This window comes from uncultured Bradyrhizobium sp. (assembly GCF_936928535.1).
Classification (GTDB): domain Bacteria; phylum Pseudomonadota; class Alphaproteobacteria; order Rhizobiales; family Xanthobacteraceae; genus Bradyrhizobium.
In genome coordinates this window covers 48,736-70,131 of the sequence record NZ_CAKZHY010000120.1, presented here as the reverse complement: position 1 = coordinate 70,131, position 21,396 = coordinate 48,736, and the positions used below count along the sequence as shown (strand labels likewise).

Genomic DNA, 21,396 nt, shown 5'->3' with positions numbered 1-21,396 from the left:
CGGAGCCGGCCCAGCCGCGGGAGCCTCCGCAGCCTTCGGCGGCGCGGCCGACGCGCTGGGCTTGGCACTACCGGCAGCCTTCACGTCCTCGCCCTCGCCGGCGAGCACCGCGATGACGTCGTTGACCGGGACATCCTGCGTGCCCTCGGGCACGAGGATCTTGGCGATCGTGCCCTCGTCGATGGCCTCGACCTCCATGGTCGCCTTGTCGGTCTCGATCTCGGCGATGACATCGCCGGACTTGACCTTGTCGCCTTCCTTTTTCAGCCACTTGGCGAGGTTGCCCTTCTCCATCGTTGGCGAAAGAGCGGGCATCAGGATGTTGATGGGCATGCTGACCTCACGAAGAACTTCTCAAAATGTCGCCTCCGAAAGTGAAGACGAACAGACCAGGTTTAGTTGCCGATGTCGCCTTGCCAGAGGCGCTCATTGGCAGGGATGGAACGCCAATTCTTCATCATGCTGATGGAGCGGTCGTCGGCAAGGTCGATCCAGGGAATCCCGAACTTGTCGAGAATGTCCTTGGATCCCTCGAAGGTGACGGATTCTCCGATCACCACCAGCTTGACCTTGAACAGAGCGAGCGCACCAGCACACATCGAGCATGGCGACAGCGTGGTGTACATGACGGTGTCGTGGAACGAGATCGCGCCCGCTTCGCGCAGGCAGCTCATCTCGCCATGCAGGATCGGATCGTTCTCCTGCACGCGATTGTTGTGGCCGCGGGCGATGATCTTGTCGCCGCGCGTCAGCACGGCGCCGATCGGCAGGCCGCCTTGCGCGATCGATGCTTCGGCCTCGCGGATCGCCTCCAGCATGAAATCGTAATGGTGGGCTTCGATCGCCACGGTCAGTGCCCCTTCCCGCGCGGCGTCGTGGTGCCGGTGTCGGTCGGACGCTCGATCTCGGCCTGGAACATGTCGAGGATCCGGGTCAGCGCGTCCTCCTCGGTGTATTCGCTCTCGCGCGCATAGGCGCGCGCGGCATGGCGGGCGAGATCGACCAGCAGCAGGCCCCACATGTCGGGCTCCTCGAAGGCGCGCTGGAACGCCATCGACAGCCCGCCATCCAGCACGAACACGCGCAGGATCTCGACCGCATCGTCGCGGCTCATGACGTCGGGCGGCAGTGGCTGCTCCTTCGGGCCTGCCATGGTCTACCTGTAGCAGACGGCTTTGGCGGCCTCGACGACTTCCGCCGCCGACGGCAGCGCGAGCTTCTCCAGGTTCGCCGCATAAGGCATCGGCACGTCCTTCCCGGACACGCGCGCAACCGGCGCATCCAGATAGTCGAAGGCGTTTTCCATGATGCGCGCGGCGATCTCGGCGCCGACGCCGCTCTGCGCCCAGCCCTCTTCCACCGTGACAGCGCGGCCGGTCTTCTTGACCGAGTTGATGATGGTCTCGGTGTCCATCGGACGCAGCGTGCGCAGGTCGATCACCTCGGCCTCGATGCCTTCCTTGGCGAGTTCGTCAGCCGCCTTCAGCGCATAGGTCATGCCGTTCGACCACGAGATGATCGAGACATGGCTGCCGGAACGCACGATGCGGGCCTTGCCGATGGGAACGATGAAATCGTCGAGCTTGGGCACCTCGCCGGTGTGGCCGTAAAGCACCTCGTTCTCGAGGAAGATCACCGGATTGGGATCGCGGATCGCGGCCTTGAGCAGGCCCTTGTAGTCGGCGGCCGAGAACGGCGCGACGACCTTGAGGCCCGGGACGTTCGAATACCAGGAGGAATAGTCCTGGCTGTGCTGAGCGGCGACGCGCGCAGCCGCGCCGTTGGGGCCGCGGAACACGATCGAGCAGCCCATCTGGCCGCCGGACATGTACAGCGTCTTGGCCGCAGAGTTGATGATCTGGTCGATCGCCTGCATGGCGAAGTTGAAGGTCATGAACTCGACGACCGGCTTCAGGCCTGTCATCGCAGCGCCGACGCCGACGCCGGCGAAGCCGTGCTCGGTGATCGGAGTGTCGATCACGCGCCTTGCGCCGAACTCCTGGAGCAATCCTTGCGTGACCTTGTAGGCGCCTTGATATTCGGCGACCTCTTCGCCCATCACGAACACATCAGGATCGCGGCGCATCTCTTCGGCCATCGCATCGCGCAAGGCTTCGCGGATGGTCTGGGTGATCATCTCGGTGCCGGCGGGCACTTCCGGATCGGGCTCGGCGACAGCTTGCGGCGCCGGTGCAGCCTTCGGCGCAGGCGCTTCGGCCTTGGCAGCGGCAGGCGGTGCGGACTCCGCCGCCTTCGCGGCTGGCGCGGGCGCTTTGGCGAGATCGGCCGCGCTCTCGCCATCGACGAGGATCGTCGCGATCGGCGTGTTGACCGGAACGTCGGCGGTACCCTCGGCGATCAGGATCTTGCCGAGCGTGCCCTCATCGGTCGCTTCGACCTCCATGGTGGCTTTGTCGGTTTCGATCTCGGCGATGACGTCGCCGGACTTGATCGTCTCGCCCTCTTTTTTCAGCCATTTGGCGAGGTTGCCCTTTTCCATCGTGGGCGACAACGCGGGCATCAGCACTTGAATTGGCATATCGACTCCAAAAGAAAGCTTGCGCGCGTCTTAGCGGTAAACGTCGGTCCAGAGCTCGGCGGCATCCGGCTCGGGATCATGCTGGGCAAAGTCGGCGGAGGCGTTGACGATATCACGCACCTCGGCGTCGATCGCCTTGAGATCGGCCTCGCTGACCTTGGCCGCGAGCAGGCGGTTGCGCACCTGCTCGATCGGATCCTGGTCGTGGCGAACCTTCTCGACCTCCTCGCGCGTACGATATTTCGCCGGGTCGGACATCGAGTGGCCGCGATAGCGGTAGGTCTGCATCTCCAGGATGAAGGGGCCTTTGCCGGCGCGGCACCAGGCCGCCGCCTCATCGCCCGCCGCCTTGACGGCGCGGACGTCCATGCCGTCGACCTGCTTGCCGGGGATGTTGAAGGACGCGCCGCGCTTGGAGAAATCCTGCTGGGCCGAGGCGCGCGACACCGACGTGCCCATGGCGTAACGGTTGTTCTCGATGACGTAGATCACCGGCAGCTTCCAGAGCTCCGCCATGTTGAAGCTCTCATAGACCTGGCCCTGGTTGGCGGCGCCGTCACCGAAATAGGCGACGCTGACATTGCCATTGCTGCGATAATTGTTGGCGAAGGCAAGACCGGTGCCGAGCGAGACCTGCGCGCCGACGATGCCGTGGCCGCCGTAGAAATGCTTCTCCTTGCTGAACATGTGCATGGAGCCGCCCTTGCCCTTGGAATAACCGCCGCGGCGGCCCGTCAGCTCGGCCATCACGCCGTTGGCGTCCATGCCGGTGGCAAGCATGTGGCCGTGGTCGCGATAGCCGGTGATGACCTGATCGCCCTGCTTCAGGGCCATCTGCATACCAACTACCACGGCCTCCTGGCCGATATAGAGATGGCAGAAACCGCCAATCGCACCCATGCCGTAGAGCTGGCCGGCCTTTTCCTCGAACCGCCGGATCAGGAGCATATCGCGGAGCGCCTTCAACTCCTGCTCCCTGGTGAACTCCGGGGGCGAACCGCCGTTGATTTTGTCGTGCTCAGCGCTTGCGGCGGCTTTCTTGGGTGCGGCCATGGGAATTCCGGGTCAGAGAAATCTAGGTCCTCTCTAACCCAACTCAATCGCGTGTGAAAGCACCGCAGCGGCATGGCTCGACTTTCATTATGCCGCACTGCAACGTGGCCGAAATTTTGCAAAACCTTTGGCGCTGATCAGGCAACATTAGCTCCTCGCCTGCGAAAGCTCTGCATGCAGACAAGGCAACGAGATCGGACACGCATATCTCGGACGCTGACGTCCCGCTGCGTGTCCGATTCGACTGCCCGGACCTACCAGCCCAGCTCGCGCAAATAAGCAGCGCGGGCGGCAACGCCCGTGTGCGTGAAGTCGGTGAAGACGCCATCGACGCCGAGACGGAAGAACTTGAGATATTCGAGGGCCGGATCGGCGTGATAGTCGGCCGCGAGATATTTCTTCTCGTTACGGAACGTGAAGACGTGGACGAACAGGCCGAGCTTATGCGCATCGGCAATCAGGCTGGTCGCGTCCTGGGTCGAAGCCGCCGGTGTCGATCCCTTGTAGGGCGTGCCGTCGGCATTGGTGTCCTTCCACGGGGCGATCTTGAGCGGAACGATATAGGCCTTCCACGGACCGATGCCGTCGGCATAGGTCTTGATCTCGGCCAGTCCCTCGGGCGTCAGCATCGCATCGTAAAGGCGCGCATCCCCTGCAACCGTCCAGTCGAACGGACGGGAATTGGTGATGTTGTCGAGCAGCACCTTGCCGGTCTTGAAGTCGATGCCGTTGCCGTCGATCAGTTGGACCTGGCGTGTCTGAAGGCCATGGCTGCGCATGTATTTCAGGCTGCCGGGTTCGAAGCTCTGAACGAAGATGGGCGCGTCCTTGGTGTTGAGGCCATTATCCTCAATGATCTTGATCAGGGCGTCCTCGAGCGGATGACTGCCCGGCGCGCCGCAGCCGTTGGCGATCGCCTGGGCATTGTTCCAGGTCGGGTTCTTGGTTTCCGGATAGACCAGAATGGGACGCCCGGTCTCCTTGCTCTTCGCCTTGGCGATGTCGAGGATGTCCTGGAAGCTGATGACAGGGAATTTGCCGTTGAAGATCTTCGGCCGCTCATTGGCCGCGTCATAGGTGGTGCCGCCGATCCACTGCTTCAGCTCGGCCATGGTGAAATCGGTGATCGACCAGTCGCCCGTGTGATCTTCACCGTCGACGATCAATGACTTCAGCACCGATTTGGGATCGGCGGGATCGGTGAGATCCGTCAGGTAATCAGCGGGCGTGCCGGCGGCTGCCGGCGCCTTGACGCGCACACCTGATACCGTGCGCTTGCGCGCGGCAACGACCGGGTTGGTCTTCGCGACTTCCGCGACATTGGTGTTGTCTGCCAGCCAGGGGTTGTGGCGCGCGACCAGAACACAATCCTTGGTGAGGTGCAGATCCTCTTCGAGCGCGTCGGTTCCGAGCGCGGCAGCAAGATCGTAGGAGGCCTCGGTCTCTTCGGGCACGAGGCCCGGCACGCCGCGATGTCCGAGGATCAGCGGCGCCTTTCCGTCGACGGTCAGAAAGGGCTTGGCGCTTGATGGGGCCGCCTGGGCAAAGGCGATCGACGGCGCGAAAGACGCCAGGGCCGCCACGCCGAGCAGCATCGCTCCGACACGCATCTTCCGCTGCAAGGGATTGGTCGTCATGTCTGCGCCTCCGTCTGTGCCTGCATCGCGTCGAGCGCGATCGGGCTGTCGTCTTGTCTCAATTCTCTGACAGACGGATGACGGTGGGGCGGGTAATCACCGATCTGCACAGGCGGCGCCAGTCTGACGCCGCCTGTGCCTTCTCGATCAGGACCTGTCGATCAGAAGAAGCCGAGCTTCTTCGGGCTGTAGCTGACCAGCATGTTCTTGGTCTGCTGGTAATGATCGAGCATCATCTTATGGGTCTCGCGGCCGACGCCCGACTGCTTGTAGCCGCCAAACGCGGCATGGGCGGGATAGGCGTGGTAGCAGTTGGTCCAGACCCGGCCGGCCTGGATTTCACGACCGAAGCGGTAGCAACGGTTGGCGTCACGGCTCCAGACGCCGGCGCCGAGGCCGTAGAGCGTGTCGTTGGCGATCGCGAGCGCTTCGTCGTCGGTCTTGAAGGTCGTCACCGAGACCACGGGTCCGAAGATCTCCTCCTGGAAGATCCGCATCTTGTTGTGACCTTCGAACACCGTCGGCTGGACGTAGAAGCCGCCCGAGAGGTCGCCGCCAAGCTCGGCCCGTCCGCCGCCGGCGAGGACCTTGGCGCCCTCCTGCTTGCCGATGTCGATATAGGAGAGGATCTTTGCGAGCTGTTCGCCGGAGGCCTGCGCGCCGATCATGGTGTCGGCTGCACGCGGATCGCCCTGCTTGATCGCGGCGACGCGCTTGAGCGCCCGCTCCATGAAGCGATCATAGATGTCGGCGTGCACCAGCGCCCGGCTCGGACAGGTGCAGACCTCACCCTGATTCAGCGCGAACATGACAAAGCCTTCGATCGCCTTGTCGAAGAAATCGTCGTCCTCGGCAGTGACGTCCTTGAAGAAGATGTTCGGCGATTTGCCGCCGAGCTAGAGCGTGACGGGAATGAGATTCTGGCTGGCATATTGCATGATCAGCCGGCCCGTCGTGGTCTCGCCGGTGAAGGCGATCTTGGAAATGCGCGGGCTGGAGGCGAGCGGCTTGCCGGCTTCGAGGCCGAAGCCGTTGACGATGTTGAGGACGCCAGGCGGCAGGAGGTCGCCGATGATCTCGGCCCAGACCATGATCGAGGCCGGCGTCTGCTCGGCGGGCTTGAGCACCACGCAATTGCCGGCGGCAAGCGCGGGCGCAAGCTTCCAGCACGCCATCAGCAACGGGAAGTTCCAGGGAATGATCTGGCCGACGACACCGAGCGGCTCGTGGAAATGATAGGCGATGGTGTCGTGGTCGATCTCGCCGATCGAGCCTTCCTGCGCGCGGACGACGCCGGCGAAATAGCGGAAATGGTCGATCGCCAGCGGCAGGTCGGCGGCGCGGGTCTCGCGGATCGGCTTGCCGTTGTCCCAGGTCTCGGCGACCGCGAGGCGCTCGAGATTCTCCTCCATGCGGTCGGCGATGCGATTGAGGATCGCAGCACGCTCGGCGACGCTGGTGCGTCCCCACGCGCCCTTGGCCGCATGGGCCGCGTCGAGGGCCGCTTCGACGTCCTGCGCCTCGGAGCGCGCGATCTTGCAGACGATCCTGCCGGTGACGGGCGACGCGTTGTCGAAATATTTGCCCGAGATCGGCGCCACGAATTTGCCGCCGATGAAATTGTCGTAGCGTTCGGCGAACGGACTTTGGGTGACGCCGAGGAATTCAACCTTGTTCATTGCTCACTCCCGATGTTGATGTTTGCGCAAATCGTCGTGTGTTCACGACTTGCGCCAACGATCTCGCGGGAGGTGTTTTCTGTCAGCCCTGATAGAAGCGATGGCAGAGCGAACCTGTCGCAGTTCTGCGACAGTCAGTGCTTGAGCTCGAACCGCTTCAGCTTCCGGTGCAGCGTGGCGCGGCTGACGCCGAGGGCCTTGGCGGCGGCCGACACATTGCCGCCGGCGCGCAGCAGCGCCCGTTGCAACACCGCGCGCTGGCCGCCGGCAAGGTGATCATGTGCGGTGTCGCCGCCGAGCAGATCAGCGGCCGGTACCGGCTGCAGCGCCCTGCCCGGCGCGATCCCGAGTCCCGCCCGGGCGGTGCGGGTCGCGCCGATCACCAGATCATCCGCATCGACGGCGACAAGGCCGATCGACTGACCGTCAGGTCCTTGCGTGAGCACGATGCGGGCATGGGCGAAGGCGCGGCGAAACAGGTCAGCCTCGATGCGCCGCGCCGCCTCGCCCGCAGCCAGCGCGATCAGGCTGGAGAAGGCGTCGGTGCGGTCGGCACGGCAGGAGGAGACGTCGAGCACGCCGGCAAAGGCCGCCTCGTGGTCGTAGATCGGAACCGCGGTGCAGCTGAGCAGCGTGTTGCGGGTGAAGAAATGCTGGTCGCGGTCGATGGTCAGCGGCCGCTGCTCGACGACGCAGGTGCCGATGCCGTTGGTGCCTTCGTGCTCCTCGCTCCAGAGCGCGCCGGTCCACAAGCCCCAGGATTGGAAGGTCACATCGTCCGCCGACGTTCCACGGCGATCGACCGGCACACCCTCGCCATCGGCGAGCAGCACGCAACAACCGGCCGCACCGACCGCTTGATAGAGCCGGTCCATCGCGCCTTGCGCGGCGGCGAGCAACGGCGCGATACGCTCGCGCGCGTGCCGCAGCTCGAATTCGCTCAGCCGCAGCGGCGAGCTGCGGCCGGAAGGATCGAGATGATGCAAGCGGGACGAACGGCGCCACGAGGCCACGAGCGCAGATCGCGCCGCCTGACCTGATGCAATGGCGGCTTCGACACGAGCCGCGTGATGCCGGGGCATTGACCCATCCATCACCGTTTCCTCCGGGAAATAGTCTAGGCGGCGCCCCGCGCGCCCCGATTGATCTTCGTCAACTTTTGGCGACGCAGCGCCGGGACAAGGCATGCCCCTCTCGCCCTGCCAGCGTCAAGGCGGCGGTCTGGCGGAATTCTACGACCTTCGGAATAGGCGGCGGCTTTCGCGGCTGATTTCGAATGCTGCGGAGAGCGCTAGTTCTGCGGGACCATCCGAACGAGGTCGTGTGGATTGACGTAGTCGAGCTGGAACCGGGCCCGCTCGTCCAGCATGTCGGGATCGATCCTCTCGGTCCGCAGCAACGAGACGCGTTGCTCGCTGCGGGCGCGCTCGCGCTTGAGCTGGGCCAGCTCGCTGGTCAGGGCGATGATCTCCTGGTCGAGCTCCTGGCGGGCATTGAGGCCGTATTTGCCGGTATAGGCGTTGACCCCGAAATAGCCGACGATCGCAGCCGCCATCGCATAGAGGGCAAGGCCGGTCAGGATCGATTTGAGGCGGGCGCGGGAGACCATGATGGCAAGATGGGCCAGCTTGGTTAAGGGAGTCTTGACGCGAGCGCCCCGTCCCGGTCCTTGTCATTCCGGGGCGCGCGTAGCGCGAACCCGGAATCCATCAGGCCACAACTCGGCCGGGAAATGGATTCCGGGCTCTATGCTTCGCATCGCCCCGGAATGACGGAGTGGACTGCTTACCCGTGGTGCTTGGCCACGTGCGCCGCGAAGGCGTCGACATAGGCCTGAAGCACGGGCTTGAGCGAGTCCTTGGTCAGATTGCCCTCGGCGTCGAAGGCATCGCCGACCGCGTTCAGATAGGTCTCGGGCTGCTGCATGATCGGGCCGGCGATTCCAGGCAGGATGTTCTGCAGCGTCTTGGCGGCGCTGACACCGCCCTGGGGCCCCGGCGAGTTCGAGACGATGCCGACCGGCTTGCTGTTGAGCGAGCTCTTGCCATAGGGGCGCGAAGCGACGTCGATGGCGTTCTTCAGCACGCCCGGGATGGCGCGGTTGTATTCGGGGGTCACGAAGATGACGCCGTCGGACTTCTGCAGCTTCTCGCGGAAGGCCACCCAGTCGGCCGGCGGCGCGCCCTCGAGGTCCTGGTTGAAGAACGAAATGCCCCCGAGCGTGACGACCTCGAGCTTGAGCGAGGCCGGCGCAAGCTTTGTAAGCGCGTTAGCGATCTTCAGCGAGAAGCTGTCCTTGCGCAGGCTGCCGGCGATCACGACGATGTTGTAGGCCATCAGATTATCCTTGGTTGGTCCTTGAGACCTTGAGGGGAAAGTGCCGGGCGGCACTTAAGCGATCTGCATCGATGGATGCAAGTGCATGAACTGGTCCGATTTGGAAACGCTGAGTTTCCTGAAAGTTGCCCCAAAACAAACGGGCCGCCAAACGGCGGCCCGATCTTTCGTGCAAATCCGAAAACCCGCTCAGATCGTCGGGTTCCAGGCCGACGGGATCAGCCGGTACTTCGCACCGTCCTTCTCGACATGACCGACCGACGGGAAGGTGAAGTGGAAGCCGACCACGGTCGCCTTCTCGGCTGCCGCCATGTCCAGGAACTTGTGGCGGGTCTGTTGCGCCAGCGCGGGATCATTGTCGAACGCCACGTGCCAGTCCGGATTGCGCAGGAAGAACTCCGGAATGTTGGTGACGTCGGACTGGATCAAGACCTTCTTGTCGCCTGAAGCGACTGCGAACGAGGTGTGACCGGGCGTATGACCAGGCGTCGCGATCGAGGTGATGCCTGATACGACCTCCTTGCCCCATTCGTACTTCGTCACTTTCGACTCCAGACCGGCAAAAGTCTTCTTCACGTTGGCGAAGTAGTTCTTCGTCATCTCGTTCGGAGCCTTGGCGGCATTCTCGTCGCTCTCCCAGAACTCCCAATCCTTCACCGGCACCATGATTTCCGCATTCGGGAAGGCAAGGCCGCCGTCAGCCAGACGGATGCCGTTGGTGTGGTCGGGATGCAGATGCGAGAGCAGCACGATGTCGATGCTCTTGGGATCGACGCCGGCGGCCTGAAGGTTTTGCAGCGTGCGGCCGACCGCGCCCTTGCTCGGCTCCAGATTGGCGACGCCGTTGCCGGTGTCGATCAGCACCAGCTTGGAGCCGGTGTTGATGAGCTGCGGATTGAACGGAACCGTGACCATGCCCTTTGGCATGTAGGCGGCATCGGCGGCAGCGGCCGCCTCTTCCTTCGGGATGTTGGTCACGAATGTGTCGGGCATCGGGAAGCTGCGCGCACCATCATTGATCGAGGTGCATTCGAAGCTGCCGACCTTGTAGCGGTAGAAGCCCGGCGCCTGCGCGCCGGCTTGCGGCACTGCGGCATTGACGATGGAGGGCCGCAGGCCGGTGGCGGCAGCCGCGCCGATGGCGGCCGCGCCTGCGAGCAGATGACGGCGATTGAGATCGATCATGAAGACGTCCCCTTCTGAGCGCGCGTTGCGGTTTTTCCGCTTTCAACGCGGCGGAATAATCTCCCGCTTGGCTCAGAAGGCAAGACCTCTTTTCGGTGACCCCGGCTAGCCGATCACGATTATTTATTTGGGTTGATGAGGAATTTTTCGCCGGTGGCGCGTTTGGCGTACACCGCGATGTTGGCGGGATCGAGCGTCTCCTGCAGCGACACCACTTTGGTGTAGTGGCTGGCAAACGTCGTCTTCAATTCACTCACGACACGCTGACGCAGCCGCCCGATGTCGGCAGGTCCGATCTTCTGCAGGAACGGCGTGAGCAGCCAGCCGCCGACGCCCCAGGCCATGCCGAAGCCGCGCGGCAGTTCGATCGGGCGGATGTCGAGCGCGCCGTAGACATAGACCTGCTTGTGCACGCTGGAGCCGTAGCGGCTGTATTCCTTCGCGGTCTTGTTGATCGCGATTTCCATGCAGTTGAGAATGTCGCCGGCAAGCTTGCCGCCGCCGATCGCGTCGAAGGCGATGGTGGCGCCGGTCTCGGCCAGCGCATTGGTGAGATCGTCCAGGAAGCTTGGCGCGCTGGAATCGACCACGTATTTGGCGCCGATCTTGTGCAGGATCTCCGCCTGCTCTTTGCTGCGCACGATGTTGACCAGCCCGATGCCGTCCTTGATGCAGATCTTGTTCAGCATCTGGCCGAGATTGGAGGCGGCCGCGGTGTGCACCAGCGCCTTGTGGCCTTCACGCCGCATCGTCTCGGTCATGCCCAGCGCAGTGAGCGGATTGACGAACCAGGACGCGCCCTCCGCCGCGCTCGTGCCCTCAGGCAGCGGCTGGCAGTCCCTCGCCTTCAAGGTGCGGTACTGCGAATACATCGCGCCGCCGATCATCGAGACCGTCTTGCCCATCAGCGCCTTCGCAGCCTCCGACGCGCCTGTCTTGATGACGACACCCGCGCCCTCATTGCCAACTGGCAGCGACTGGTCGATCCGCGCACCCATCGCGCGCATTGCCCCGTCAGGCACCTTGGCGGTGATGACAGGCGCATCCTTGGTGCCCGAGGCCTTGGCTGTGCTCATATCGGCGGCGCCGACGAGCAGGCCGAGGTCGGACGGGTTGATCGGCGCCGCCTCGATGCGGACGACGACCTCGTCGTCCGCAGGCTCGGGGGTCGGCACGTCCACAAGCGAGATTTCCAGTTCACCGCTGTTCTTGATCAGCGAACGCAGTTGCAGTCCGGTCTTGCTGTCGGTCATGTCGATCCTCCCCTGTCCGTGTTCAACTGCGCTGGCTTATGCCAGCGCCTTCAGTGCCGCCTTGCCGCCGTACAGCGCCTGCTTGCCGAGCTGCTGCTCGATGCGCAGGAGCTGGTTGTATTTGGCGGTGCGATCGGAACGCGCAAGGGAGCCAGTCTTGATCTGACCGCAATTGGTGGCGACCGCGAGGTCGGCGATGGTGGAATCCTCGGTCTCGCCCGAGCGGTGCGACATGACGGAGGTGTAGCCGGCCTTGTGCGCCATCTCGACGGCGGCGAGCGTCTCGGTCAGCGTGCCGATCTGGTTGACCTTGATCAGGATCGAATTGGCGCGGCCGGCCTTGATGCCTTCGGCGAGGCGCTTGACGTTGGTGACGAAGAGATCGTCGCCGACGAGCTGGCACTTCTTGCCGACGAGGTCGGTGAGCTCCTTCCAGCCATCCATGTCGTCTTCCGACATGCCGTCCTCGATGGTGACGATCGGGTAGCGGCCGACGAGGTCGGCGAGATACTTCGCCTGCTCGGAGACCGAGCGGGTCTTGCCCTCGCCTTCATAGACGTACTTGCCGCCCTTGAAGAACTCGGTCGAGGCGCAGTCGAGGCCGAGCACGATGTCGGCCCCCGCCTTGAAGCCGGCCTTGCCGATCGCGTTCATGACGAATTCGAGCGCGGCATCCGCCGACGGCAGGTTCGGCGCGAAGCCGCCTTCGTCGCCGACATTGGTGTTGTGGCCGGCCTTCTTCAATTCCGACTTCAGCGTGTGGAAGACTTCCGCGCCGTAGCGCAGGCCCTCGGCGAAGGACGACGCGCCGACGGGAAGGATCATGAACTCCTGGAAGTCGATCGGGTTGTCGGCATGCACGCCGCCATTGATGATGTTCATCATCGGCACCGGCAACAGCCGCGCCGAGGTGCCGCCGACGTAACGGTAGAGCGGCATGTCGAGCGAGTTCGCGGCCGCCTTGGCGCAGGCGAGCGACACGCCGAGGATGGCGTTGGCGCCGAGCCGGCTCTTGTTCGCCGTGCCGTCGAGATCGATCATGATCTGGTCGATCTGGGCCTGCTGCTCGACATCGAGGCCGCTCAGGGCCTCGAAGATCTCGCCGTTGACGGCGCCGACCGCCTTGGTGACGCCCTTGCCGAGATAGCGGGCCTTGTCGCCGTCGCGCAGCTCGACGGCCTCATGGGCGCCGGTCGACGCGCCCGACGGCACCGCGGCGCGGCCAAGCGCGCCATCTTCCAGCACGACGTCGACCTCGACGGTGGGATTGCCGCGGCTATCGAGGATTTCGCGTCCGATGATGTCGATGATGGCGGTCATGAGGGCCTCTTTTCGGGGAACAAAGGGGGCAGTTCGCGGGTGCTTCTACCGCAATGCATCGAAGCGGAAAAGGCCGGGTGACGGCCGCCCGATGATTGGCTATGAGGGCCGCATGTCGAAAAAACCCAGCAAATCGAAGACCTCACCCAATCTGCAACTCGGTCGCGCCGTGGAATGGCCCGATACGCCCGAGAAAGCTCGACTCGATCGCGTGCCGAACCCGCAGGCCGGGACCGATTATCTGGTCCGTTTCACCGTGCCGGAATTCACCTCGCTCTGCCCGGTCACCGGACAGCCGGATTTCGCCCATCTGATGATCGACTACGCGCCCCGCCAATGGCTGCTGGAGTCCAAATCGCTCAAGCTCTATATCGCAAGCTTCCGCAATCACGGCGCCTTCCACGAGGATTGCACCGTGATGATCGGCAAGCGCATCGCCTCCGAGATCAAGCCGAAATGGCTGCGCATTGGCGGCTATTGGTATCCGCGCGGCGGCATCCCGATCGACGTGTTCTGGCAGACCGGAACCGTGCCAAAGGGCCTGTGGGTGCCCGAGCAAGGCGTCGCGCCGTATCGCGGCCGCGGCTAGCTGGAGACCGATGACGATGACATCGATCAGCTCGAAATTTCACAATCCTCGTGACGGAGCGAAATAGCAGGGTTTGGCGGCTACGGCACGACCAGGACCGGCACGCTTCCGTTCACCAGGACCTCGGATGTCTGACTTCCCAAGAACAGCTTCCTGAGGCCGCGGCGGCCATGAGAGGCCATGACGATCAAATCGCAGCCTCTGGACTTTGCCGTTTCGACGATCGCAGTGGCCGGGTGCGAATTCGGAACGTGCAGGAGTTCGACCGACATCCCGCTCTGCTCCGCCATGGCCCGCGCTTGATCGAGCACCTGGCCTGCCCGCTCCTTGCAGGCCTCGTCAAAACGTTCAATCTCGCCTTGCGAAGGGATCCATCCCGAATCGTGTCCGCCGCCATAATCGATCGGCAGCGGTTCAGTCACGGTGACGATCGTCGCTTTGGCCTTCAAGGCCTTTGCCAGAGCAATTCCATGTTCGACGCCTCTTCTGGCGACGTCGGAACCATCGGTGCTCAAGAGAAGATTGGCGTACATTCGGTGGCTCCTTGTTGATTGCCCCCGCACGCTCCTCGCAAGTGATGCCGCGTGAATATGATCCGATCTTCGCTACCGGTCTATTCGCTTTTGTCTTAATCTCGATATCCCGGCGCATGGCGCAGCGATGCATTCACGTCGCGTTGCGCGAGGAGCTTGCAGCAGGCTCGGAGCCTGCTGCTCTTCCGGCATCGGCCTTACGCCACCTCCCTCACCCTGGTGATGAAGCTGTCCACCTCGCCCGTGAGCGAGGCGGACTGACTGGACAGGTCGGCGGCTGCCTTCAGCACGCCGGTGGCGGCGCGGCCGGTCTCGTCAGCCGCCGACGAGACCGTCGCAATGTTGCGCGTCACGGTCGAGGTGGCTTCGGCCGTGTGCTGCACGGTGTTGGCGATTTCGGCAGTTGCCTTGTTCTGCTCCTCGATCGCCGCCGCGATGGTGCGATTGATTGTCGAAACCTCCTCGATGGTCTTGACGATGCCGTCGATGGCGGAGACAGCCTTCTGCGTCGCGCCCTGGATCTCGGTGATCTGCGCGCTGATCTCTTCGGTCGCTTTCGCCGTCTGCGACGCGAGGTTCTTCACCTCGCTCGCCACGACGGCAAAGCCACGCCCGGATTCGCCGGCGCGCGCGGCTTCGATGGTCGCGTTGAGGGCCAGCAGATTGGTCTGGCCCGCAATCGAGGTGATGAGGCCGATGACCTCGCCGATCCGGTCGGCGCCATCGGCGAGCGCCCGCATGGTGCTGTCGGTCTCCCTGACGGTGACGACCGCATGCTCGGTGGCGCGGCTCGCCTGTTCGACCTGACGGTTGATCTCGCGGATCGAGGCATTTAGCTCCTCGGCCGCGGCCGCGACGGTCTGCACGCCGCCGCCGACCTGATCGGCCAGCGTCGACGCTGAACCGGCCTGGGCCTGGGCTTCCGCCGCCGTGCCCGACATCGAGCGCGCCGTGGTCTCCAGCTCGCCCGAGGCGCTCGACAGTGTCTGCACCATCTGGCCGATCCGGCTTTCGAACTGGCGCACGAGCCCCGTGAGTTCGCCCGCGCGCTTCTCCTTCTCGGCGCGCTCGGCGGCCTGATCGCCCGAGAGGCGTTCGGCCTTGATCATTGCGTCCTTGAACACCTGCAACGCGGACGCCATGCGGCCGATCTCGTCGTTGCGGTCGAGGCCCGGGACTTCGCTGGCGAAATCATGATCGGCAAAGCGCGTCATTACACTGGTGATCGCCGTCAGCGGACGGGTGACGCGGTTGCGCATCAGCATCAACCCACCGATCATCAGCGCCAGCGAGGCCGGCATCAACAGGCCGAACAGGATCAGGCTGAAGCGGGCGCGCGAGGCGCCCTCCTCGGCCCGCGCGATCATGTTGGCGAGCGCGGTCTGCGTGACGATGACGACGTTGTTGGCGCCGACAAGCTGGCGATCGCGGTAGTCGATGCCGACAACGCCGGCGGGTTCACCCGCGAGCAGCCTGGTCGCAATCGCATTGCGCTCGTCGCTGAGCGCGCCGGATATCTCAGGCTCGGCGGTCCGGATCGCTTGCAACAGCTCTGGCGAAGCCACGTTCGGGCCGAGATCGCGCACCACCAGCCAGGACTGCTGGATGCGGCCGCGCAGATCGGCGAAGGCAACGCCATCGGCCGCGGTCCAGGTCTTGTTCGCCAGGATCGAGGAGAACTGGACGAGGATGGTCTGGCCGGCATTGGCGCGGGCCTGCCAGGAGGCCTGCTTGGCGACCAGCAGGCGATCGACGACGGGATCGATCAGCGCCATCGCATTGTCGACATGGGCGGTGACGTCGCCGATCGCATCCATGAAGGCGTCGCTGATCTTGGCCCAGGCTGGCGTCAGGCTGGCTTCACGCGCGCCCTTCTCCTGCTTCAGAGCGGTGATCGCACGCGGCCGCAGCTCCTCGAGCTGGGCCCAGATGCCGCGGAGCTTGTCGAGCTTCTCGGCAAGACCGGGCGCATCGACGGCGGCGAGGCTCTGCAGGGCCTGCGTATAATTCTTCTGCACGGTGGCCCGCTGCTCGGCCAGGCTGCTCATGACGCTGTCGGGCGCGGGAGCGGCCGAGGAGAGGTAGCTCAGCGTGTCACCGCGCTCCAGCCGAAAGATCACCAGCGTGTTGGTCAGGTCGCGGCTCGCGACCGTCAGCGAGACGATGTGGTTGCTGTCCGCATAACGTGTCACCGCCAGCTTCAAGGCATAGGCGCAGATGACAACCAGGATGAGACCGAGAGACCCAACCACTGCCCCGAGAATGCGGGCGACCGAACGCTGCTTTTGCATCGACTGATCCAAGAATTGTTTCAAGAGATGTTGCCGCCGGCTGGCGGTTTAGCCGGCAGTCTATGGAGCGAACGGTTTGATTTGGTTTAAGATTAAAGGGATTGAGCCGCCGTCCGCTTCCGCAAAAATACGGGGATTGGTAGCGGAATAGCGCCCTCAGGCTCGCGCGTCGGACGGCGCCCGCGGCTTGAGCAGCGCGGCGCAGGCAAGGCCCAGCAGCAGCATCAGCACGCCGCTCGCGACCAGGGTCGGCGCCTTGCCCGTATGCGCAAGCCCGAACCCGTAGGCCAGTGGACCCACGGTCTGGCCCATGAAGAAAAAGAACGAGTGTAGCGACATCGCTGTCGCCCGCGCCTCGACCGACAGCTCGCTGGCGAACACCTGCAGGCAGCCATGGATCATGTAGAAGCCCCAGCCCATCAGCAGCATGATGCCGAACTGGGCCTTCCAGCCAGGGCCGAGGGCGAGCGCTGCGAGCTGGAGCGCGACGAGGCTCGCGCCTGCGATCATCATGCCCTTGACGCCCAGTCGCGGCAGGAAGCGCGAGACCGTGAATGTGTAGAACAGCCCGCCGACCGCGAACCCTGCGATGACGATGCCTGCGATCGACAGCGAGGTCTCGCCGAGATCGAACAGCAGCGCAGCGATGAAGGGAAACAGCCCGAACACGCAGCAGCCCTCGACGAACACGGCAGAATAGCAATAGCGCGCGTTGGGATTGGCAAGGATGGTGCGATAACCCTGCCGCAAGGTCCGCAGATCGCTCTTCGGCGGTGTGGTCAGGGCGGCGCCGCGAAAGCCGGCCGCGACCGCGACGGCCGCGATCAGCCCGAGCGCACCGATGATCACCAGCACGCCGCGCCAGCCGACGAGATCGCCGATGATGCCCGAGGCGGTCGCGCCAAGCAGGTTGCCCGTCATCGAGCCCGCCAGCGTGCGCCCGATCGCCACCTGCCGCTTCGCCGGCGCGACCAGGTCGGCGGTCAGGCCGAGCGCAACCGGGAAAACGCCACCCGAGGCGATGCCCGCGAGCATGCGGCTGGCGAACAGGCCCGAGAAGGAGGTCGAGAGTGCGCCCAGAATACAGGCGACACCGAGCAGCGCCAGACACAACGTCATCAGCCGTGCCTTGCCGAACAGATCGGCGGCCGCGCCGACGATGGGCTGGATCAGCGCGTAGATCAGGGCATAGCCGGCCGCGATGCTCGCCGCCGTCGTGATGCTGATCGAGAATTCTTCCGCGACATGCGGCAGCACTGGGTCGAGCGCGCGTGTCGACAACGCGGCGGAGAAGCTGGCGAGCGCGATGATGTTGATCGCAGGCGGAAACTTCTGGACGGACGACGGCCTGGCTACCGGCTCGTGCATCAGTGCGCGCGACTCTTGGCCAGCGCGTCGAACGCCATCAGGGTACGAAGAAGCCCTTCGAACTCGCGCAGCGGCACCATGTTGGGCCCGTCCGAGGGCGCGCTGTCAGGATCGGGATGCGTCTCGATGAACACACCGGCGACGCCGACCGCGACGGCCGCGCGCGCCAGGACCGGCACGAACTCGCGTTCGCCGCCGGAGGATGCCCCCTTCCCGCCCGGCTGCTGCACCGAATGGGTGGCATCGAAGATCACGGGCGCGCCGGTCGTGCGCGCCATGATCGGCAGCGAACGCATGTCCGAGACCAGCGTGTTGTAGCCGAACGAGGCGCCACGCTCGGTGACGAGCACGTTGGGATTACCAGCGCTGGTGATCTTGGCGACGACATTGGCCATGTCCCAGGGCGCGAGGAACTGGCCCTTCTTGACGTTGACGACCTTGCCGGTGGCGGCTGCGGCCAGCAGCAGATCGGTCTGCCGGCACAGGAACGCCGGGATCTGCAGGACGTCGACGGCTTGCGCGACCTCGGCGCATTGCCCGGCATCATGGACGTCGGTCAGGACAGGCAGGCCCAGCGAGGAACGTATCTCGGCGAAGATCGGCAGCGATTGCGCAAGGCCAAGGCCGCGCGCAGCCGAGGCGCTGGTGCGATTGGCCTTGTCGAAGGAAGTCTTGTAGACGAGGCCGATTTTCAGCCGCGCCGCGATCTCCTTCAGCGCGGAGGCCACTTCCAGCGCATGCTGGCGGCTTTCGAGCTGGCATGGTCCTGCAATGATCGAGATCGGCAGATCATTGCCGAACTTGACCGTGCCGACGCTGACGACCGGGGCTGCAGGATGACTGGTGCTCAAGGCGGAAAATCCCTGTTTCGGCGCGACCATAGCGGCCGAATGGGTGGGATCAACCCCATTCGGCCGTATCCTTCGAATATCTGTCCTTCGAATATCTGGGTTGCGCCGAAGCGCGCTGCCCTGAAGGTGCTACTTGACCGACGAGAACGCGGTCGGGGCCAGAATCTGGCTGACGATGTTGGCGACGATCTGACCATCGGCCTCGGTCTTCGCGCGCGCCTCCAGCCAGTCCGGATCGGTCGCGAAGGCGCCCCACTTCTTCTCGCGCTCGGCGAGCGACTCCCAGGCCAGGAAATAGGTCAGCTCCTGGTTGGAGTCACCGATCAGCGTGGTGAAGAACCCGGCCTGCTTGATGCCGTGCTTTTCCCAGATCTTCAGCGTGATGGTCTCGAACCGCTTGAGCAGCGCCGGCAGACGGCCGGGCACGCAACGATACTGGCGCATCTCGTAGATCATTCTTGTTTTCCTCCTGAACAGGTGTGGCGGTTATAGCGATCGGCCGCGACGCTGTCTTGAGCCCTCCCCGGCCGCCCTCCGCGGCGTTTCGCGCATGGCTCAATGGCGCTCAGCTGATGTCCTTGTTAAGGTCGCGGCCCGGTCTTCGCGTCAGTCGCTGAGGCCGAAGGGCAATCGGCGGCGCCGCCGTCGCGATCAAAGGAGGCGGAAGCAATGACCTATTTTGATCTCGGACCCTACAGCCGTAAAATCTCCACGTCGTCGCCCGACGCCCAGCTCTGGTTCGACCGAGGGCTCAACTGGGTGTTCGGATTCAATCACGGCGAAGCGATCAAGTGTTTCCGCAAAGCGCTCGAGCATGACGGAAGCTGTGCAATGGCGCACTGGGGCATCGCCTATGCCGCGGGCCCCAACTACAATTTGCCCTGGGTTCGCTATGACACAAACGGCCGTCAACTCGCGCTCTCGGCGTCCTACGACGCGACGCACGATGCGCTCGCGCATGCGGGAAAGACAAGTCCGGTCGAGCAGGCATTGATCCGTGCTTTGCCCGCGCGCTACCCACAGCGTGGGACGATCGAGGACATGGCGCCGTGGGACAAGGCCTTCACCCACGAGATGCGCAAGGTCTTCGCGACATATCCCGATGACCTCGATGTCCGAGCCATTTTCGCCGAAGCCATCATGAACGAGACGCCGTGGCTGATGTGGGACCTGGCTTCAGGAAAACCCTCGGGGGGCCGGCACCGAGGAATGCAGGACAGTTCTCGAACAGGCCTTCGAGAGAATCCCGGCGGCGTGGGATCATCCGGGGCTGCTGCATCTCTACGTCCACCTGATGGAGATGTCGCCCTTCCCGCAACGAGCGATGCGGGCCGGCGACCGGCTGCGCACGATCGCCCCCGACAGCGGACATCTGATCCACATGCCGACACATCTCGATGTGCTGTGCGGGCAGTACAACGACGTCCTGACCTACAATCAAAAAGCGCTGGAGACAGATCGAAAGTTCCTCGCTTATTCGGACGATCCAGGTGTCTACCTGATCTACGTCATTCATAACTTCCACTTCGCGATCTATGGCGCGATGTTCCTGGGTCAATACGCTCCCGCCATCGCAGCTGCCGAGGAGCTCATTGCCGCGGTGCCCGAACAGGTGCTGCGCATTCAGTCGCCGCCCATGGCGGACTTCCTGGAAGGCTATTTGACGATGAAGCAGCACGTTCTCGTGCGCTTCGGCAAATGGAACGACATCATTGCCCAAAAGCTGCCGGAAGATAGCCAGCTGTACTGCTCGGTGACCGCCATGATCCACTACGCCAAGGCGGTGGCCCACTCGGCGCTTGGCCACGTCACTGAGGCCGAAACCGAGAAGGCATTGTTCGCACAGGCGAAGGCGCGCGTACCGGAGAGCCGGCTCGTGCACAACAACAAGGTCGTGCACCTGCTCGGCGTGGCCGAAGCCATGCTGAATGGCGAACTGGAATATCGCAAGGGCAACTACGACGTCGCGTTCGCAGAGCTGCGCAGATCGGTCGCGCTCAGCGACGCGTTGCCCTATGACGAACCCTGGGGCTGGATGCAGCCACCGCGCCACGCGCTCGGCGCGCTGCTTCTGGAGCAGGGACGGATCGAGGAAGCCGAATCCGTGTACCGCTCTGACCTCGGCCTCGATGGGAAATTAAGCCGGGCCTGCCAGCATCCCGACAATCTTTGGTCGCTACATGGATTGCACGAATGCCTGATGCGGCGCGGCGACAAGACCGAGACGCCGCTAATCAAGCAGCGGCTTGAGCTCGCCCAGGCGCGAGCGGAAGTGCAAATCAAGGCATCTTGCTTCTGCCGCAGGATGGACATGGCGGCCGCCTAGCGCGACCGCGTGAGCCACGATCGCCGGCGGCGCAGCGCCCCCGCCGTTACTTCCCCGGATCGGCGACGCTAGCATCTGCGGCGGCCGTTTGTTCATCGGTTTGAGGACGGAAGGGTGTTCGTCCCATCCAGGGCTGCGGCTGAATACATTGGAGCCAATCCTTTACGGACGGAATCCAGCCCAAATCGTCCATCACATGCTGTTCGCCGATCGTGCGCACCGGAACGCGCTTCCCGTTGCTGTTCGCGATGGTTGCTCCGAAAATGGACTCACAGAGAAAGATACCTTCGCTGTGATGGCGGAGTGCGCGATGGCGAACATCGGCCAGATGCGCTTTGCTTTCGTCGAACCAGTCGTGGATCGCGAGATAGTCTTCCGGGCTTCCCCCGAACAGTTTGGCGGATCGGACCGCATGATGGTAGGGATGCGCCATAA

At 64.0% G+C, this 21,396-nt stretch carries 20 protein-coding genes and 1 pseudogene; 2 read left to right on the top strand and 19 right to left on the bottom strand.

Translation table 11 applies throughout. From position 1 onward, the window contains the following. The 13 genes and pseudogenes from Q0687_RS24620 to eno form a co-directional block, all read right to left on the bottom strand. A partial coding sequence (locus tag Q0687_RS24620) for a biotin/lipoyl-containing protein (protein ID WP_298882612.1) occupies positions 1-333 on the bottom strand: 333 nt, incomplete at its 3' end. Between the two features lie 62 nt (positions 334-395). Next, positions 396-848, bottom strand: a complete 453-nt coding sequence (locus Q0687_RS24615) for a nucleoside deaminase (protein WP_298882611.1) — start codon at positions 846-848, stop codon at positions 396-398. A gap of 2 nt (positions 849-850) precedes the next feature. After that, positions 851-1,153, bottom strand: a complete 303-nt coding sequence (locus tag Q0687_RS24610; protein ID WP_298882609.1) for a DUF5076 domain-containing protein — start codon at positions 1,151-1,153, stop codon at positions 851-853. A gap of 3 nt (positions 1,154-1,156) precedes the next feature. Then, complete coding sequence (locus tag Q0687_RS24605) at positions 1,157-2,539, bottom strand: pyruvate dehydrogenase complex E1 component subunit beta (protein WP_298882608.1); 1,383 nt, start codon at positions 2,537-2,539, stop codon at positions 1,157-1,159. A 30-nt stretch (positions 2,540-2,569) separates the two neighbouring features. Beyond that, on the bottom strand, positions 2,570-3,592 hold the full coding sequence (gene pdhA / locus Q0687_RS24600; protein ID WP_298882607.1) for a pyruvate dehydrogenase (acetyl-transferring) E1 component subunit alpha: 1,023 nt from the start codon (positions 3,590-3,592) through the stop codon (positions 2,570-2,572). A gap of 254 nt (positions 3,593-3,846) precedes the next feature. Further along, the gene (locus Q0687_RS24595) at positions 3,847-5,229 is read right to left on the bottom strand and encodes a glycerophosphodiester phosphodiesterase family protein (protein ID WP_298882606.1); all 1,383 of its coding nucleotides are present in this window, start codon (positions 5,227-5,229) and stop codon (positions 3,847-3,849) included. Positions 5,230-5,390: 161 nt separating this feature from the next. Next, positions 5,391-6,908, bottom strand: a pseudogene (gene adh, locus Q0687_RS24590) (aldehyde dehydrogenase). 134 nt (positions 6,909-7,042) lie between these two features. Next, the gene (locus tag Q0687_RS24585) at positions 7,043-8,002 is read right to left on the bottom strand and encodes a GAF domain-containing protein (protein WP_298882605.1); all 960 of its coding nucleotides are present in this window, start codon (positions 8,000-8,002) and stop codon (positions 7,043-7,045) included. Positions 8,003-8,199: 197 nt separating this feature from the next. After that, positions 8,200-8,517 carry a septum formation initiator family protein gene (locus Q0687_RS24580; RefSeq protein ID WP_298882603.1) on the bottom strand — a complete coding sequence of 106 codons (318 nt, stop codon included), beginning with the start codon at positions 8,515-8,517 and terminating at the stop codon, positions 8,200-8,202. A 176-nt stretch (positions 8,518-8,693) separates the two neighbouring features. Continuing rightward, the gene (locus tag Q0687_RS24575) at positions 8,694-9,245 is read right to left on the bottom strand and encodes an NAD(P)H-dependent oxidoreductase (protein ID WP_298882601.1); all 552 of its coding nucleotides are present in this window, start codon (positions 9,243-9,245) and stop codon (positions 8,694-8,696) included. Between the two features lie 189 nt (positions 9,246-9,434). Next, a complete protein-coding gene (locus Q0687_RS24570) occupies positions 9,435-10,430 on the bottom strand; it encodes an MBL fold metallo-hydrolase (RefSeq protein ID WP_298882599.1) in 996 nt (331 codons plus the stop codon). A gap of 119 nt (positions 10,431-10,549) precedes the next feature. After that, positions 10,550-11,683 carry a zinc-binding dehydrogenase gene (locus tag Q0687_RS24565; RefSeq protein WP_298882595.1) on the bottom strand — a complete coding sequence of 378 codons (1,134 nt, stop codon included), beginning with the start codon at positions 11,681-11,683 and terminating at the stop codon, positions 10,550-10,552. Between the two features lie 36 nt (positions 11,684-11,719). After that, complete coding sequence (gene eno, locus Q0687_RS24560; protein ID WP_298882592.1) at positions 11,720-13,003, bottom strand: phosphopyruvate hydratase; 1,284 nt, start codon at positions 13,001-13,003, stop codon at positions 11,720-11,722. Positions 13,004-13,115: 112 nt separating this feature from the next. On the opposite strand from eno, the gene queF reads away from it, so the two are divergent. Beyond that, positions 13,116-13,592 carry a preQ(1) synthase gene (gene queF, locus Q0687_RS24555; protein WP_298882589.1) on the top strand — a complete coding sequence of 159 codons (477 nt, stop codon included), beginning with the start codon at positions 13,116-13,118 and terminating at the stop codon, positions 13,590-13,592. Between the two features lie 80 nt (positions 13,593-13,672). Here queF and Q0687_RS24550 read toward each other — a convergent pair whose 3' ends face one another. The 5 genes from Q0687_RS24550 to Q0687_RS24530 all read right to left on the bottom strand — a co-directional run bounded on the left by Q0687_RS24550 (position 13,673) and on the right by Q0687_RS24530 (position 19,091). Continuing rightward, on the bottom strand, positions 13,673-14,125 hold the full coding sequence (locus tag Q0687_RS24550; RefSeq protein ID WP_298882586.1) for a universal stress protein: 453 nt from the start codon (positions 14,123-14,125) through the stop codon (positions 13,673-13,675). A gap of 197 nt (positions 14,126-14,322) precedes the next feature. Beyond that, entirely contained in the window at positions 14,323-16,416 is a 2,094-nt protein-coding gene (locus tag Q0687_RS24545; protein ID WP_298882584.1) for a methyl-accepting chemotaxis protein, read from the bottom strand. Between the two features lie 156 nt (positions 16,417-16,572). After that, complete coding sequence (locus Q0687_RS24540) at positions 16,573-17,784, bottom strand: MFS transporter (protein ID WP_298882581.1); 1,212 nt, start codon at positions 17,782-17,784, stop codon at positions 16,573-16,575. Further along, positions 17,784-18,635, bottom strand: coding sequence for a 3-deoxy-8-phosphooctulonate synthase (gene kdsA, locus Q0687_RS24535; protein WP_298882578.1), 852 nt, complete (start codon positions 18,633-18,635; stop codon positions 17,784-17,786). The genes Q0687_RS24540 and kdsA overlap by 1 nt, the downstream gene beginning before the upstream one ends. A 129-nt stretch (positions 18,636-18,764) precedes the next feature. Further along, positions 18,765-19,091 (bottom strand): NIPSNAP family protein, encoded by a 327-nt coding sequence (locus Q0687_RS24530; RefSeq protein ID WP_298882576.1) that lies wholly within the window; start codon positions 19,089-19,091, stop codon positions 18,765-18,767. Positions 19,092-19,929: 838 nt separating this feature from the next. Between Q0687_RS24530 and Q0687_RS24525 the strand changes: the two genes are divergently transcribed. Further along, positions 19,930-20,961, top strand: coding sequence for a hypothetical protein (locus Q0687_RS24525; protein ID WP_298882574.1), 1,032 nt, complete (start codon positions 19,930-19,932; stop codon positions 20,959-20,961). 46 nt (positions 20,962-21,007) lie between these two features. Here the strand turns inward: Q0687_RS24525 and Q0687_RS24520 are convergent, their stop codons facing one another. Continuing rightward, on the bottom strand, positions 21,008-21,394 hold the full coding sequence (locus tag Q0687_RS24520) for a hypothetical protein (RefSeq protein WP_298882571.1): 387 nt from the start codon (positions 21,392-21,394) through the stop codon (positions 21,008-21,010). Between the last annotated feature and the right edge of the window lie 2 nt (positions 21,395-21,396).

Excerpts from the sequence above, each read along its gene's own strand:
- Q0687_RS24520 (WP_298882571.1), bottom strand. The coding sequence starts at position 21,394 with ATGGCGCATCCCTACCATCATGCGGTCCGATCCGCCAAACTGTTCGGG.
- Q0687_RS24595 (WP_298882606.1), bottom strand. The coding sequence starts at position 5,229 with ATGACGACCAATCCCTTGCAGCGGAAGATGCGTGTCGGAGCGATGCTG.
- Q0687_RS24545 (WP_298882584.1), bottom strand. The coding sequence starts at position 16,416 with ATGCAAAAGCAGCGTTCGGTCGCCCGCATTCTCGGGGCAGTGGTTGGG.
- Q0687_RS24530 (WP_298882576.1), bottom strand. The coding sequence starts at position 19,091 with ATGATCTACGAGATGCGCCAGTATCGTTGCGTGCCCGGCCGTCTGCCG.
- pdhA (WP_298882607.1), bottom strand. The coding sequence starts at position 3,592 with ATGGCCGCACCCAAGAAAGCCGCCGCAAGCGCTGAGCACGACAAAATC.
- Q0687_RS24580 (WP_298882603.1), bottom strand. The coding sequence starts at position 8,517 with ATGGTCTCCCGCGCCCGCCTCAAATCGATCCTGACCGGCCTTGCCCTC.
- Q0687_RS24540 (WP_298882581.1), bottom strand. The coding sequence starts at position 17,784 with ATGCACGAGCCGGTAGCCAGGCCGTCGTCCGTCCAGAAGTTTCCGCCT.
- eno (WP_298882592.1), bottom strand. The coding sequence starts at position 13,003 with ATGACCGCCATCATCGACATCATCGGACGCGAAATCCTCGATAGCCGC.
- Q0687_RS24605 (WP_298882608.1), bottom strand. The coding sequence starts at position 2,539 with ATGCCAATTCAAGTGCTGATGCCCGCGTTGTCGCCCACGATGGAAAAG.
- queF (WP_298882589.1), top strand. The coding sequence starts at position 13,116 with ATGTCGAAAAAACCCAGCAAATCGAAGACCTCACCCAATCTGCAACTC.
- Q0687_RS24550 (WP_298882586.1), bottom strand. The coding sequence starts at position 14,125 with ATGTACGCCAATCTTCTCTTGAGCACCGATGGTTCCGACGTCGCCAGA.
- Q0687_RS24565 (WP_298882595.1), bottom strand. The coding sequence starts at position 11,683 with ATGACCGACAGCAAGACCGGACTGCAACTGCGTTCGCTGATCAAGAAC.
- Q0687_RS24570 (WP_298882599.1), bottom strand. The coding sequence starts at position 10,430 with ATGATCGATCTCAATCGCCGTCATCTGCTCGCAGGCGCGGCCGCCATC.
- Q0687_RS24575 (WP_298882601.1), bottom strand. The coding sequence starts at position 9,245 with ATGGCCTACAACATCGTCGTGATCGCCGGCAGCCTGCGCAAGGACAGC.
- Q0687_RS24525 (WP_298882574.1), top strand. The coding sequence starts at position 19,930 with ATGGAGATGTCGCCCTTCCCGCAACGAGCGATGCGGGCCGGCGACCGG.
- Q0687_RS24610 (WP_298882609.1), bottom strand. The coding sequence starts at position 1,153 with ATGGCAGGCCCGAAGGAGCAGCCACTGCCGCCCGACGTCATGAGCCGC.
- Q0687_RS24585 (WP_298882605.1), bottom strand. The coding sequence starts at position 8,002 with ATGGATGGGTCAATGCCCCGGCATCACGCGGCTCGTGTCGAAGCCGCC.